General features: G+C 72.8%; 11 protein-coding genes. 8 read left to right on the top strand and 3 right to left on the bottom strand.

The window, feature by feature from the left end; genetic code table 11:
- The first annotated feature begins 105 nt into the window (after nucleotides 1-105).
- From BKA00_RS02565 to BKA00_RS02575, 3 genes are all read left to right on the top strand, one after another.
- Nucleotides 106-1,668 carry an MFS transporter gene (locus BKA00_RS02565; RefSeq protein WP_185023394.1) on the top strand — a complete coding sequence of 521 codons (1,563 nt, stop codon included), beginning with the start codon at nucleotides 106-108 and terminating at the stop codon, nucleotides 1,666-1,668.
- Between the two features lie 27 nt (nucleotides 1,669-1,695).
- Nucleotides 1,696-2,325 (top strand): TetR/AcrR family transcriptional regulator, encoded by a 630-nt coding sequence (locus BKA00_RS02570; RefSeq protein ID WP_185023395.1) that lies wholly within the window; start codon nucleotides 1,696-1,698, stop codon nucleotides 2,323-2,325.
- 179 nt (nucleotides 2,326-2,504) lie between these two features.
- A complete protein-coding gene (locus BKA00_RS02575) occupies nucleotides 2,505-4,544 on the top strand; it encodes an ATP-binding SpoIIE family protein phosphatase (RefSeq protein ID WP_230298502.1) in 2,040 nt (679 codons plus the stop codon).
- A gap of 22 nt (nucleotides 4,545-4,566) precedes the next feature.
- Here BKA00_RS02575 and BKA00_RS02580 read toward each other — a convergent pair whose 3' ends face one another.
- A complete protein-coding gene (locus BKA00_RS02580) occupies nucleotides 4,567-6,360 on the bottom strand; it encodes an NAD+ synthase (RefSeq protein ID WP_185023397.1) in 1,794 nt (597 codons plus the stop codon).
- Between the two features lie 32 nt (nucleotides 6,361-6,392).
- Nucleotides 6,393-7,652, bottom strand: a complete 1,260-nt coding sequence (locus tag BKA00_RS02585) for an MDR family MFS transporter (protein ID WP_338072087.1) — start codon at nucleotides 7,650-7,652, stop codon at nucleotides 6,393-6,395.
- 55 nt (nucleotides 7,653-7,707) lie between these two features.
- Between BKA00_RS02585 and BKA00_RS02590 the strand changes: the two genes are divergently transcribed.
- Nucleotides 7,708-8,733 carry an ArsR/SmtB family transcription factor gene (locus tag BKA00_RS02590; protein ID WP_185023398.1) on the top strand — a complete coding sequence of 342 codons (1,026 nt, stop codon included), beginning with the start codon at nucleotides 7,708-7,710 and terminating at the stop codon, nucleotides 8,731-8,733.
- On the opposite strand, the gene BKA00_RS02595 is transcribed toward BKA00_RS02590, so the two are convergent.
- Entirely contained in the window at nucleotides 8,673-9,704 is a 1,032-nt protein-coding gene (locus BKA00_RS02595) for a terpene synthase family protein (protein WP_230298501.1), read from the bottom strand. The genes BKA00_RS02590 and BKA00_RS02595 overlap by 61 nt on opposite strands.
- Before the next feature lie 160 nt (nucleotides 9,705-9,864).
- On the opposite strand from BKA00_RS02595, the gene BKA00_RS02600 reads away from it, so the two are divergent.
- The 4 genes from BKA00_RS02600 to BKA00_RS02615 all read left to right on the top strand — a co-directional run bounded on the left by BKA00_RS02600 (nucleotide 9,865) and on the right by BKA00_RS02615 (nucleotide 13,827).
- On the top strand, nucleotides 9,865-10,689 hold the full coding sequence (locus BKA00_RS02600) for a substrate-binding periplasmic protein (RefSeq protein ID WP_185023399.1): 825 nt from the start codon (nucleotides 9,865-9,867) through the stop codon (nucleotides 10,687-10,689).
- Nucleotides 10,647-11,516, top strand: coding sequence for an ABC transporter permease subunit (locus tag BKA00_RS02605; protein ID WP_230298500.1), 870 nt, complete (start codon nucleotides 10,647-10,649; stop codon nucleotides 11,514-11,516). The genes BKA00_RS02600 and BKA00_RS02605 overlap by 43 nt, the downstream gene beginning before the upstream one ends.
- Complete coding sequence (locus BKA00_RS02610) at nucleotides 11,513-12,340, top strand: amino acid ABC transporter ATP-binding protein (RefSeq protein WP_185023400.1); 828 nt, start codon at nucleotides 11,513-11,515, stop codon at nucleotides 12,338-12,340. The genes BKA00_RS02605 and BKA00_RS02610 overlap by 4 nt, the downstream gene beginning before the upstream one ends.
- A 125-nt stretch (nucleotides 12,341-12,465) precedes the next feature.
- Nucleotides 12,466-13,827: a glutamine synthetase family protein gene (locus tag BKA00_RS02615; protein WP_185023401.1), complete on the top strand. Its 1,362-nt coding sequence runs from the start codon at nucleotides 12,466-12,468 to the stop codon at nucleotides 13,825-13,827.
- Nucleotides 13,828-13,830 lie beyond the last annotated feature (3 nt).

Here is a 13,830-nt window from a genome sequence, read left to right on the forward strand (position 1 = left end):
AAACCGATGGTGCCACCTGACCAACGATTCGGGTACCCCTCCCCATTCCAGATTTTTCTCCGCCGGGCGGGAACAGATTCCGAAACGATACCGTTGCGTATCGACATGGACCCCCAGACGATCCAGCGCCGCCGGTGGTACATCCTCGGCGTCCTGACCGTGAGCCTGCTGGTGGTGGTGCTCGACAACACCATCCTCAACGTGGCGCTCAAGACCATCGCCGACCCCGACAAGGGGCTCGGCGCCACCCAGAGCCAGCTCGAATGGGCGATCAACTCCTACACGCTGGTCTTCGCCGGCCTGCTGTTCACCTTCGGGGTGATCGGCGACCGGATCGGCCGCAAGCGCGTGCTCGCCGGCGGCATGGCGGTGTTCGCCGTCGCCTCGCTGGTGTCGGCCTACGCGCAGTCGCCCGAGCAGCTCATCTACGCCCGCGCCCTGATGGGCCTCGGCGGCGCCGCGGTCATGCCGCAGACGCTGTCGATCATCACCAACGTCTTCGAGCCGCACGAGCGCGCCCGCGCCATCGGCATCTGGGCCGGCGCGGTCGGCCTCGGCGTCGCCATCGGCCCGCTCACCGGCGGCCTGCTGCTCGCCCACTTCTGGTGGGGCTCGGTCTTCCTCATCAACGTGCCGGTCATCGTGGTGGGCGTCACGCTGATCGCCTTCCTGGTCCCGGAGTCGCGCAACCCCGCCCCCGGCCGGCTCGACCCGGTCGGCGTCGTGCTGTCGGTCATCGGCCTGGTCGTCCTGTCGTACGGGATCATCCAGGGCGGCGAGAAGGGCGACTGGCTGGAGCTCTCCGTGCTCGGCCCGATCCTCGCCGGCGCCGCCGTGCTCGCCCTGTTCGTGTGGCACGAGGCGCGCACCGCGTCCCCGGCCTTCGACGTCCGGCTGTTCAAGGACGCCCGCATGTCGGCCGCCGTCGCGTCCATCGCGCTGTGCTTCTTCGCCGCCACCGGCGTGTTCTTCTTCGCCAACTTCTACATGCAGTCGGTGCGCGGTCTGACGCCGCTCCAGTCCGGGGCCATGGTGCTCCCGTTCGCGGTCGCGCAGCTCGCCTTCGCGCCGCGCAGCGCCGCGATGGTCCGCCGCTTCGGCGCCAAGGCGGTCTGCACGATCGGGCTGCTGCTGGTCAGCGTCGCGCTGGCGAGCTACCAGTTCGTCGGCGTCCACACCTCCCTGTGGATCCTCGGCGCGATCTTCTTCGTGCAGGGCGCCGGGATGGCCAACGTGATGCCGCCCGCCACCGAGTCGGTCATGTCGGCGCTGCCCCGCGAGAAGGCCGGCGCCGGGTCGGCCATCAACAACACCGCCCGCCAGGTCGCGGTCGCGATGGGCGTGGCCGTGCTGGGCTCGGTCGTCGCCTCCGTGTACCGGGGCGACCTGCGCGACGAGCTCGCCGCGCTGCCCGCCGGCGCGCGGGAGGCCGCCGCCGAGTCGATCGAGGGCGCGCACGCCGTCGCGGCCCAGATGGGCCCCGCGGGGCAGGGCCTCGTCGGCCCCGCCGACGCGGCCTTCGTGCACGCCATGCACGCGGCGTCCGTCGCCGCCGCCGTGATCTCCTTCGTCGGCGCCCTGGTCGTCCTGAAGTGGATGCCGGGACGCGCCGCGGCGCCGCCCGAGCAGGCGCCGGCCGAGCGGCGGCCGGAGAAGGCCGCCGCGTGAGGGCCGGTGTGGCAGGGTGAGGGGATCATGACCGGGACCGAGCGGCGGCACGCGGGGCGGCCTCGCAGCGAGCGCGCCGAGAAGGCCATCATCGAGGCCACCCTTGACCTGCTGGCCGAGGAGTCGGGGGTGGCGGGCGTCTCCATCGAGGCGGTCGCCGCCCGCGCCGGCGTCGGCAAGACGACGATCTACCGGCGCTGGCCCAGCAAGGAGGCCCTGATCGTGCACGCGCTCGGCGCGGTGAAGGAGCCGCTGCCGGAGCCGTCCGGCCGGTCCGCCCGCGAGGACCTCACCGCGATCGCGCGGCGGTTCGCGGGCGACCGGCACCGCCGGTACTCGCGGTGCTTCTGGAACGTCGTCGGCGGCGCGGAGAAGTACCCCGAGCTGTACGCCCGCTACCGGCAGGAGGTCATCGAGCCGCGGCGCGACGTCATCCGCGAGGTGATCCAGCGCGGGGTCGGCTCCGGGGAGCTGCGCCCCGACCTCGACGTGGAGGTCGCGATGTCGCTGCTGCTCGGCTCGCTGACCGCCAAGCGGCCGCAGGAGACGTTCCCCGAGGGGTACGCCGACGCCGTCGTCGACACCCTCCTCAGGGGCATCGAGAGCGGCCCGCGGAGCCGTCCGGAAGCGGACGGCGGGCGGTTTTCGGCGCGGTAAGCGCGATCTTCTCCCCTTACTGCGGGGTCATGCCCCATACTGTCGCTGGGTAGTGCTGAGACGACCGGCTGTCTGGAGCGCGTCAGGTGAGATCCGTCATGGCGCCGCGAGGCGATGCGCCAGCCACCGATTCGGCGTCCCGGACCCTTGTCCTGGGCATCGACGGTGCTCGGCACATCGTGCAGTGCGGCCCGAATGCCAAGGCCGTCCTCGGCCGTGCCCCCCAGGAGCTGATCGGCCGCCCCGCCACCGACCTGGTCGGCGACGAGGCGAAGGCCGAGCTGGAGACGCTCCTTGAGGCCAACGGCGGCGGGCAGGAGCGCAACGGCGTGATGGGCGTGCTGCGCGGCGACGGCGGCGCCCCCGCCGACGCCCTGGTCACCGTGCAGCCGATGCTCGGCGGCGTCGCGGGCGCGGCGCCCGCCGCGCTGCTGTTCATCCGCGTCGAGCTGCCGCCGAGCGAGCGCTACCAGGACCCGGCCCTCATGCGGCGCGCCCTGATGGACGACCCGCTCACCCGGTTCGGCGCGACGCTCGACCTCGACCAGTCCGCCCGCGGCCTCGTCGACGTCGTCGTCCCGCACTTCTGCAACGTCGCGTCGGTGCTGGTGCTGGAGAGCCTGGTCGCCGCCGACGAGGTGCACGCCGAGTCCGGCTCGGCGGTGCTGCGCCGCATCGCGGTCACCTCCGACGACGGAAACCCGGCCTGGACGTCCACGTTCCCCGTCGGCGAGGTCCTCGTCTTCCCGGAGGGCACCCCGTACCGGCAGGTCATGGAGACCGCCCGGCCCGTCCACCTGCCGCACATCGAGGTGAGCCGCGCGAGCGAGATCGGCCGGCTGTGGCGGCGCGGCCCGGCGGGCGAGCTGCTGTCGGACGTGTCGATGGTGCTGCTGCCGATGATCGCCCGCGACACGCTGCTCGGCTTCATCGCCTGCACCCGCGTCCCCGGCTTCCGCAAGTTCGACGCCTACGACGTCGAGATCGGCATGGAGTTCGCCGCCCGCGCCGCCATCGTGATCGACAACGCCCGGCGCTACAGCCGGGAGCGGGCCACCGCGCTCGCGCTGCAGCGCAGCCTGCTGCCGATGCGCCTGTCCGCGCCGTCCTCGGTCGAGGTCCGGCACCGCTACCTGCCGGGCAGCAAGCTGGTCGAGGTCGGCGGCGACTGGTACGAGTCGATCGCGCTGCCCGGCGCCCGCGTCGCCCTGATCGTCGGGGACGTCGCCGGGCACGGCGTCCGCGCCGCCGTCACCATGGGGCGGCTGCGCACCGCCCTGCACACGCTCGCGAACCTGGAGCTGCCGCCCGCCGACGCCCTGCACGTCATGCACGAGCTGATGATCGAGCTGGGCGAGCAGGAGCCGCACTTCGCCACCTGCGTCTACGCGGTGTACGACGCGACCACCGGCACCATCGAGATCGCCTCCGCCGGGCACCTGCCGCCGCTGCTGGCGAGTCCGACCGGCGACAACGAGTACCTGGAGGTGCCGCCGGCTCCGCCGCTCGGCGTCTCGGGCGGCTCGGCCATCGAGAGCCGCGAGTTCGCCGTCGAGGACGGCAGCCTCTTCGTGATCTACACCGACGGCCTGGTCGAGAACCGGGGCCGCGACATCGACGACGGCCTCGCCCGCCTCCAGAAGATCTTCGGCCGCGACTCGGTCGACCGCTCCATGGAGGACCTCGCCAAGACGACCCTCGCGGGCGTCTACGCCGACCAGCACCGCGACGACATCGCCGTCCTGATCGCCCGGCTGCGCCGCCTCCCGCAGGAGCAGTACTCCTCGTGGACGCTGCCCGCCGACCCGGCCGCCGTCCGCCGCGCCCGCGGCCTCGTCAGCACCCGCCTGGCGGAATGGGACCTCCAGGACCTCGACTACACCACCGAGCTGCTGGCGTCCGAGCTGATCACCAACGCGCTCCGCTACGCCCACGGCCCGATCGAGCTGCGCCTCCTGCTGGAGCGCACCCTCGTCCTGGAGGTCCTGGACCGCTCCGCCGCCCTGCCGCGCCTGCGCCGCGCCGAGGACGACGACGAGAACGGCCGAGGCCTCCTGGTCGTCAGCCAGCTCGCCCACCGCTGGGGCAGCCGCCGCACCGCCGCGGGCAAGGTCGTCTGGTGCGAGCAGATCGTCCCCGGCGTCGACCCCGACGCCTCGGAACAGGTCCCCGCCTGGCCCGAGGAAGCCTGGCCAGGCGAACTCCACCACCGCGAGTAGGAGTGTCTTCCCAGGGGGGTCGCTACCCCTGGGCTGGTTCGCGCCAGCGGTTGGTGATGGGGAGGCGGCGGTCGCGGCCGAAGTTCTTGGGCGTGATCTTGGGGCCGGGCGGGTACTGCCGGCGCTTGTACTCGGCGATGTCGACGAGGCGGATGGCGCGCTCGACCAGGGCCGGGTCGTGGCCGGCCTCGACCAGGGCGTCGCGCCCCATGTCGCGCTCGACGTAGTCGGTGAGGATCGGGTCCAGGAGGGCGTAGTCGGGGAGGCTGTCGCGGTCGCGCTGGCCGGGGCGCAGCTCGGCGGACGGCTCCTTGACGATGATGGCCTCGGGGATGGGCTCCTGCGCGAAGGGGTGCAGGAGCGGCGAGTCCTTGCCCGCCTGGGCGTTGCGCCAGCGGGCGAGGTCCCAGACGGTGAGCTTGAAGACGTCCTTGATGGGGCCGAAGCCTCCCGCGGAGTCGCCGTAGAGCGTGGAGTAGCCGGTCGCCAGCTCGCTCTTGTTGCCGCCGGTGAGGACGAGGTGCCCGTCCTCGTTGGACAGGGCCATCCACACGTTGGCGCGGATGCGGGCCTGGAGGTTCTCGGCGGCGAGGCCGTGCAGGTCGAGCTGCTCCTCGAACGCCTCCACCATGTCGGCGATGGGGACGATGCGCGAGTTGACGCCCTGCCGCTTGACGAGTTCCTCGGCGTCCACGACGGAGCCCTCCGAGGAGTAGCGGCTCGGCAGCAGGACGGCGTGCACGTTCTCCGGGCCGATGGCGTCGGAGGCGATCGTGGCGACGAGCGCCGAGTCGATGCCGCCGGACAGGCCGAGCACGACGGAGCGGAAGCCGTTCTTGCGGACGTAGTCGCGGGTGCCGAGGACGAGCGCCGCGTACACCTCGGCGAGGTCCTCCAGGGGCGGCGCGACCGTCCGCGGCTCGGCGGGGTAGGCGGGCAGCGGGTCGGCGGACAGGACGTGCCGGTCGATGGTGATGGTGCTGCCGTCCCGGGCGTCGACGCGGGCCGGGGCCTCGTCGGCGGCGGGGCCGGCGGCCGGCAGGTCGAGGTCGGTGACGAGGAGGTGCTCGACGAACTGGGGGGCGCGCGACAGCGGCGAGCCGTCCGGGCCGACGATGAGCGAGTCGCCGTCGAAGACGAGCTCGTCCTGGCCGCCGACCAGGTTGACGTAGGCGAGCGCGCAGCCGGCCTCGCGGGCGCGGCCGGCGCACAGCTCGAGGCGGACGTCGTCCTTGTCGCGCTCGTAGGGGGAGGCGTTGATCACCAGCAGCAGCCCGGCGCCCGAGGCGCCGGTGACGCTGACCGGGCCGCCGTCCTGCCAGAGGTCCTCGCAGATGGCGGTGGCGACGTCCACGCCGTGCAGCCGGACGACCGGCAGCCGGTCGCCGCGCGCGAAGATCCGGTACTCGTCGAACACGCCGTAGTTGGGCAGGTGGTGCTTGGCGGAGCGGACGAGCACCTCGCCGCCGTGCAGCCACGCGGCCGCGTTCAGCGGCAGGCGGCCGGTCCGGCCGGAGCGGGCCGCGCCGGCCGGCGGGCGGTCGAGGTAGCCGGTGACGACGGGAAGGTCGCCGAGGCCCTCGTCGGCGAGCCGGCGGGCGAGGCGCCGGAGGGTGGCGCGGGACGCCTCCACGAAGGACGCGCGCAGCGCGAGGTCCTCCACGGGGTAGCCGGTCAGCATCATCTCCGGGAATGCGACGAGGTGCGCGCCCGCCTCGGCGGCGCGGCGCGTCCACGTCACGATCTGGTCGGCGTTGCCGTCGAGGTCGCCGACGGTCGAGTTCACCTGCGCGAGCGCGAGCCTGAGTTGTGCCACGGTCCAAGGGTAGAGCGTCCGGTCCAGTTTCGTCACTGTGACGAGAAGTCGGCGGCGAGCGCGGCGGCGCGCCGCCGCCGGATCGCGGGGGCGAGCGCGAGCTGCGCCGCGGCGGCGGCCAGGGCGAGACCCGCGCAGGTCAGCCACAGTGCCGGCGCCCCTCCGGCGCCGAGCAGCTGGGTGCCGCCGAGGGGCGCCAGCAGGAAGCCGCCCGACCACGCCATCCCGTACAGGCCGCCGTACCGGCCGCGCAGGTCGGCGGGCGCGAGGTCGGCGACCACGGCCTGCAGCACGGACGCGGCGATGATCTCGCCGAGCGTCCACACCAGGATCGTCGCGGTGTAGGCGGCGACGGACGAGGCGAGCGAGGTGAGCCCGTACCCGGCCCCGACCAGCGCGAAGCCCGCCGCCAGCACCAGGCTGTGGTCGCGCCGCGCCAGCCACGCGTTCACCAGCGGCTGGACGATGATGATCAGCGCGCCGTTCGCCGCGATCGCCAGGCCGTAGGACCGCGGGCCGAGCCCGTCCTCCTTCATGGCGAGCGGCATCGTCGTCATGCCCTGCATGAGCACGAACGTGTAGAAGAGGGTGACCAGGACGTAGCCGACCATGACCCGGTCGCGCAGCACGCGGCCGAACCCGCCCGCCCGCTCGGCGCGGGCCTCGCGGGTCCGCGTCTCCGGGATCGCGCGCCACACGAGCAGGCCGAACGCCGCGCAGGTGAGGGCGTCGATCCAGAACAGCCACAGGAAGCCCTGCTGCGCGAGCGTGCCGCCGAGCACCATGGCGAAGGCCCAGCCGAGGTTGATCGCCCAGAACAGCAGCCCGAACGCGCGCGGGCGCTCGGCCGGGGAGATGATGTCGGCCACCATCGCCTGGGCGGCGGGCCGGTACATGTCCAGGAGCAGGCCGAGCACCAGCGCGGCCGCGAGGATCGCGGCGAGGCCCTGGGCGTAGCCGAGCGCGAGCATGGCCGCGCCGGTGCCGACGGTCGCGAGCGTCAGCGTCGCGCGGCGGCCGATGCGGTCGGCGAGCATGCCGCCCGCGAGCTGCCCGGCGAGCGAGCCCGCGCCGAGCACGGCCATCGTCACGCCGGCCTGGGCGAGCGACAGTCCGCGCATGGTCGTCAGGTAGAGGCCGAGGAACGGCTCGACCATGGTCCCGAGGCGGTTGAGCAGGGTGCCCGCCCACAGCACCCAGAAGGGCCGGGGGAAGCCGCCCACCCGGGGGCGGAGGAAAGCCGCGAACCTGCCGGGAGCGGGACCGACGGGAGGTTCTTCCAGAAGGGTCACGTTGACGATGGTGGAGGCGGCCCGCGCTCCGAGATAATCATTTAGCCTGGGCTAAATGATCGAGTTCGTGCTCGCGCCGGACGACGTGGCGCGGGTCCGGTTCGCGTTCTCGCCGCTGTGGGAGATGGTGCGCAGCCTGCGGGTGCTCGCCGACCCGTCCGGCCACGCGCTCCACCTGCCGTGGGTGCGCACCGTCCGGCCCCGCCTGCGCGGTCTCGGCTTCGAGCCGCTGCTGGACGTCGTCCTGCCCGCCGGGTACATCCCGGACTTCCTCACCCCGCCGCCGCGCACGCCGCTTCCCGACCTCGGCGCGGAGATCGCGACCGTCCGCGCCACGCCGCCCGAGGTCGTCGCCGCCGAGCTCAGCCGGGCCGCGCCCGGCGCCCCGCCCCGGCCCACCCGCCGCGCCATGGCCGCCGACCCCGAACGCACCCGGGACGACCTCGCCGACCTGCTCGAACGGTACTGGGAGGTGGCCGTGGAGCCGTTCTGGCCGCGCATCCGCGACCTGCTGGAGGGGGAGGTCCTGCGCCGCAGCGCCGCGCTCGCCGCCGAGGGCGCCGCGGGCGTGTTCGGCGACCTGCACGAGGCGGTCTCCTGGCGTGCCGGGACGCTTTCCGTCGACCGCCACTGGCACTTCCGCGGCGAGCTCGCCGGGCGCGGCATCCTGCTCGTCCCGAGCGCGTACGTGTGGCCGAACGTGTCGGTGATGGTGCCGCCCTACCAGCCGATGGTCAGCTACCCGCCGCGCGGCGCGGCGACGCTGTGGGAGACCGGGCCGCCGGACGAGCCGCGCGCCGCCGCCCTGGCCGCGCTGATGGGACGCCGCCGCGCCGAGCTGCTCACGGCCCTCGCCACGCCCGCGTCCACCACCGACCTCGCCAGGCGGACGGGCGTCACCGCGGGGGCCGTCAGCCAGCATCTGGGCGTCCTGCGCGCCTGCGGCCTCGTCACCGGGCACCGCATGGGCCGCCGCGTCCTCTACGTCCGGACGCCGGCCGGGGACGCCCTCGCCGGCGCTCAGCGCAGCGACGCGAGCGCGTCCAGGCGCGGCGGGACGGGGGAGGCGCCAGGTCCGTAGCGGCCGGACTCGGCGAGCCAGTCCATGTGCGCGCGCGGCGTGTCCAGCAGGACCTTGACGACCTGCGCGGCGGCGGCGCGCTGCGCGACCGTCAGGTCCAGCCGGTCGAGCATCTCCGGCAGCCTGCGCGCCGCCGTCCACGCCTCCTCCAGCCGGTCGGCGATCCGGTCGGCGACCAGGTGGGCCGCCCGCGCCTCGTCCACCCCGTGCGCCCTGGCGAGGACGGAGGGCAGGTCGTGCACGTCGCCGCGCGCGGCCTCCAGGTCGTGCGAGGCGAGGTCGTTGGCCCACGCGACCACGTCGGCGACGCCGTCGGCGAGGGTCTTCCAGCGGGGCGTGCGCAGCAGCCGCGACGGCAGCTCGACGCCGAGGACGGCCTCGACCAGGTCGAACAGGAACGGGCCGCACGCCCGGCGGCGCAGCGCCGGGTACTCCTGCTCGGTCGGGACGTGGCTGATCCGCCGGTTGACGGCCTCCTCGGCGCAGCCGTCGCGGTGCGCCTCCAGGTGCAGCATGAACCGGCGGCGCCAGTCGCGGCTCATGTCCTTGGACGTGGCCTGCCACAGCTCCACCAGAGCCGCCTCCAGCGGCCGGGCGCCGGGCCGGGCGTGGCCGCGCCGCATCGCGCGCAGCAGGTCGTCGTACAGCGCGTGCACGGCGCTGCCGCTGTCGGCGAGCGGCGGGTGGTCCAGCGTGTCGTCCAGCGCGAGGGTCCAGGTCAGCCAGCGGGCGAACAGGTCCACGGCGGCCAGGTCGGCGGACGGCAGCACGCGGGCGGCCAGCCGCTCGCAGCGCGCCCGGCCGAGCGGGGAGGTGTCCGGATCTCCGAGCACCAGCCCGCGGCCGCGTGCCCAGGCCTCCACCTGCGCGCACAGCTGCCACGACTCCGGGTGCATGGCCGACGGGGCGGCCAGCGCGGTCACCCGGTCGGTCATCGAGAGAAGAAGTGAGATGTCCACGACGCGATCCACGCTAACGATCACCTTGCCGGACGACCATGATCGCCACGTCAATTTCCGGGAAACGGATATCCGGGGACGGTCATGGGCGAGTCAGCCTCCCACCCCTGCCCCCACCCGGGCGGACGTGCGATAGTGCGGTGATCGGAAGCGAGCACGATCAGGAGGAAACGTGTCGAGACGGACGACGCGCCGCGCCTTCGGCGCGGGGCTCGCGGCCCTGGCGCTGACGGTGTCGGCGTGCGGCGGCGACAAGGGCGCGACGGTGCAGGGCGTGAAGCTCATCGAGAAGGGCGCGCTCACCTCGTGCACGCACCTGCCCTACCCGCCCTTCCAGTCGGAGGACAAGAAGTCGGGCAAGGTCGTGGGCTTCGACGTCGAGCTGATCGACCTCGTCGCCAAGCGGCTCGGCGTCACCCAGAAGATCGTCGACACCCCCTTCGAGACGATGAAGACGGGTTCGGCGCTGAACGCCGGCAAGTGCGACATCCAGATGGGCGGCATGACGATCAAGCCCGACCGGGTGAAGTTCATGGACGTCTCCGCCCCCTACTTCGACGCCACGCAGTCGCTGATGGCGAAGAAGGGCAGCGGCGTCACCACGCTCGACGACGTCAAGGCCAGGAAGCTCAAGCTCGGCTCGCAGGCGAGCACGACCGGTGAGGACTTCGTCAAGGGCAAGGGCTTCGACCCGCGCTCGTTCGACAACTCCAACGCCGAGCTGAACGGGCTGCGCACCGGCCAGGTGGACGTGATCGTGCAGGACGACCCGGTCGTCAAGGGCTGGCTGAAGGACCCGGCGAACGCCGGCTTCGAGATCGCCGCGAACCTGAACACCGGCGAGCAGTACGGGTTCTGGATGCGCAAGGGCCACAACCCCGAGCTGGTGAAGATCACCAATGACGTGATCGCGAAGGCCAAGGCGGACGGCTCCTACAAGCGGATCTACGAGAAGTGGATCGGTCCGATGCCGCCCAGCGCCGGCGGCGGCTCGTGACCGCCGAACCGGCCGGTGCGGCGGCGCCGGGCGGGCTGTCCCGCCGGCGCCGCCGGCAGCTCTCCCTCGGCGGCCAGTACGGGATCTTCGCGGTCGTCGTGGTGCTGCTGCTGGCGCTCGCCGACTGGGGCACCCTGCGGCTCAACTTCGCCAACTGGGACGTCGCCAAGAGCCTGTTCCCCGACATCATCACGGTCGGGCTGCGCAACACCGCCGTCTACACCGCGGTCGGGTTCGGGATCGGCCTCGGCGGCGGGCTGGCCGTCGCGCTGATGCGGCTGTCGTCGGTCCCCCCGTACCGGTGGTTCGCCACCGCCTACATCGAGATCTTCCGCGGCCTGCCGCTCCTGCTGATCTTCATCTTCGTGGGCGTCGGCGTGCCGCTGGCCTTCCCGGGCACCAACATCCCCGGCGGCGCCGCCGGGCAGGCGGGGCTGGCCCTCGGCCTGGCCGCGACCGCCTACATGGCCGAGACGATCCGGGCCGGGATCGAGGCCGTCCCGAAGGGGCAGCTGGAGGCGGCGCGGTCGCTCGGCATGTCGCACACCCGCGCGATGCGCTCGATCATCATCCCGCAGGCGTTCCGGATCATCATCCCGCCGCTCACCAACGAGCTGGTGCTGCTGTGCAAGGACTCCTCGCTGGTGCTGTTCCTCGGCATCACGCTCGAGCAGCGGGAGCTCACGAAGTTCGGCCGCGACCTCGCGGGCGAGCAGGGCAACACCACCCCGATCATCGTGGCGGGGATCTGCTATCTGCTCATCACGATCCCGCTGAGCCTGCTGGCCCGGCGGCTGGAGGCGCGGCAGCGCAGGGGGCGGCGATGACGAGCCTCGTCAAGGACACCGGGAACCCGGCGGCCATCGAGATCGGCGGCCTGCACAAGTCGTTCGGGGCGAACGAGGTGCTGCGCGGCATCGACTTCCGCGTCGAGGCCGGCGAGGTCGTCTGCGTGATCGGCCCGTCCGGGTCGGGCAAGTCGACGCTGCTGCGCTGCGTCAACCTGCTGGAGGAGCCCTCCGCCGGGACGGTCCGGGTCGCGGGCGCCGACGTCACGGGCCCCGAGGTCGACATCGACGCCGTCCGCCGCCGGATCGGCATGGTCTTCCAGTCGTTCAACCTGTTCCCGCACCTGACCGCCCTCGGCAACGTCATGATCGCCCAGCGGAAGGTGCTGAAGCGGGGCAGGGCGGAGGCCGAGCGGATCGCCCGGGTGAACCTGGAGCGGGTCGGGCTGGCCGACAAGTTCGGCGCCTACCCGGCGCAGCTGTCGGGCGGGCAGCAGCAGCGCGTGGCCATCGCCCGCGCGCTCGCGATGGGCCCGGAGGTGATGCTGTTCGACGAGCCGACGTCCGCGCTGGACCCCGAGCTGGTCGGGGACGTCCTCGGCGTCATGCGCGGCCTCGCGGAGGCGGGGATGACGATGCTCGTCGTCACCCACGAGATGAGCTTCGCCCGGGAGGTGGCCGACCGGGTGGTGTTCATGGACGGCGGCGTGGTCGTGGAGGAGGGCCCGCCCGCCCAGGTGATCGGGGCGCCCGCGCACGAGCGGACCAGGACCTTCCTTTCGCGCGTCCTGGACCCGGCCGCCGCGCGGATCGAGGACGCTCCGGGGTCGGATATGTTCCGATCACCGGCCCCGGACGCGTAACGTCGCGGTAACAGCGTCCGGGCATACTGCAGATACAGCCGGACCGGCTCAGCGCGGCCGGCATGCCGGGCCCGCGTCGTCGACAACGCAGTCTCGCCGACAGGGCAGTACCGAGGGAGAGGGCATTGGACCGTCAGCAGGAGTTCGTGCTCCGCACACTGGAGGAGCGCGACATCCGCTTCATCCGGCTGTGGTTCACCGACGTGCTCGGGTTCCTGAAGTCGGTGGCCGTCGCCCCCGCCGAGCTCGAGGGCGCCTTCGGCGAGGGCATCGGCTTCGACGGCTCGGCGATCGAGGGCTTCGCCCGGGTCTACGAGGCCGACATGATCGCCAAACCGGACCCGTCCACCTTCCAGGTGCTGCCCTGGCGGTCGGAGTCCCCGGGCGTCGGCCGCATGTTCTGCGACATCCTCATGCCGGACGGGGAGCCGAGCTTCGCCGACCCCCGCTACGTCCTCAAGCGCTCCCTGGCGCGGGCCGCCGACCTCGGGTTCACCTTCTACACCCACCCCGAGATCGAGTTCTTCCTCTTCAACGACAAGCCCGAGGACGGCCGCGAGCCGGAGCCGGCGGACGCAGGCGGCTACTTCGACCACACCCCGCACAGCGCCGCGCACGACTTCCGGCGCAACGCCATCACGATGCTGGAGGCGATGGGGATCTCGGTGGAGTACAGCCACCACGAGGGCGCCCCCGGCCAGCAGGAGATCGACCTGCGGTACGCCGACGCGCTCACCACCGCCGACAACATCATGACGTTCCGGCTCGTGATGAAGGAGGTCGCGCTGGAGCAGGGCGTGCACGCGTCCTTCATGCCGAAGCCGTTCACCGAGCACCCCGGCTCGGGCATGCACACCCACATGTCGCTTTTCGAGGGCGACCGCAACGCCTTCTACGAGCCGGGCGCGGAGTTCAAGCTGTCCAAGGTGGGGCGGGCGTTCATCGCCGGGCTGCTGCGGCACTCCGCGGAGATCACCGCCGTGTGCAACCAGTGGGTCAACTCCTACAAGCGGCTGTGGGGCAATGTCGGCTCCGCGGCGGGCCTGGGGGGAGAGGCCCCGTCCTACATCTGCTGGGGGCACAACAACCGGTCCGCGCTGGTCCGCGTCCCCATGTACAAGCCGCACAAGGGCCACTCGACCCGCATCGAGTTCCGGTCGCTGGACACCGCCGCCAACCCCTACCTCGCGTTCGCGGCGATCCTCGGCGCCGGGCTCAAGGGGATCGAGGAGGGCTACGAGCTGCCGCCGGGCGCCGAGGACGACGTCTGGGCCCTCACCGTGGCCGAGCGGCGCGCCCTCGGCATCGAGCCGCTGCCGCAGAACCTGGACGAGGCCATCCGCGCCATGGAGCGCAGCGAGCTGATGGCCGACGTCCTCGGCGAGCACGTCTTCGACTTCTTCCTGCGCAACAAGCGCCAGGAGTGGGAGGACTACCGCCGCCAGGTGACCGAATTCGAGCGGAAGCGGCTGCTGGCCGTCCTCTGAGGC

Origin of the sequence: Actinomadura coerulea (genome assembly GCF_014208105.1) — a bacterium.
GTDB lineage: Bacteria > Actinomycetota > Actinomycetes > Streptosporangiales > Streptosporangiaceae > Spirillospora > Spirillospora coerulea.

Bases quoted from the DNA above. Each gene is read 5' to 3' on its own strand.
- BKA00_RS02590 (WP_185023398.1), top strand. From the start codon at position 7,708: ATGATCGAGTTCGTGCTCGCGCCGGACGACGTGGCGCGGGTCCGGTTC.
- BKA00_RS02570 (WP_185023395.1), top strand. From the start codon at position 1,696: ATGACCGGGACCGAGCGGCGGCACGCGGGGCGGCCTCGCAGCGAGCGC.
- BKA00_RS02610 (WP_185023400.1), top strand. From the start codon at position 11,513: ATGACGAGCCTCGTCAAGGACACCGGGAACCCGGCGGCCATCGAGATC.
- BKA00_RS02565 (WP_185023394.1), top strand. From the start codon at position 106: ATGGACCCCCAGACGATCCAGCGCCGCCGGTGGTACATCCTCGGCGTC.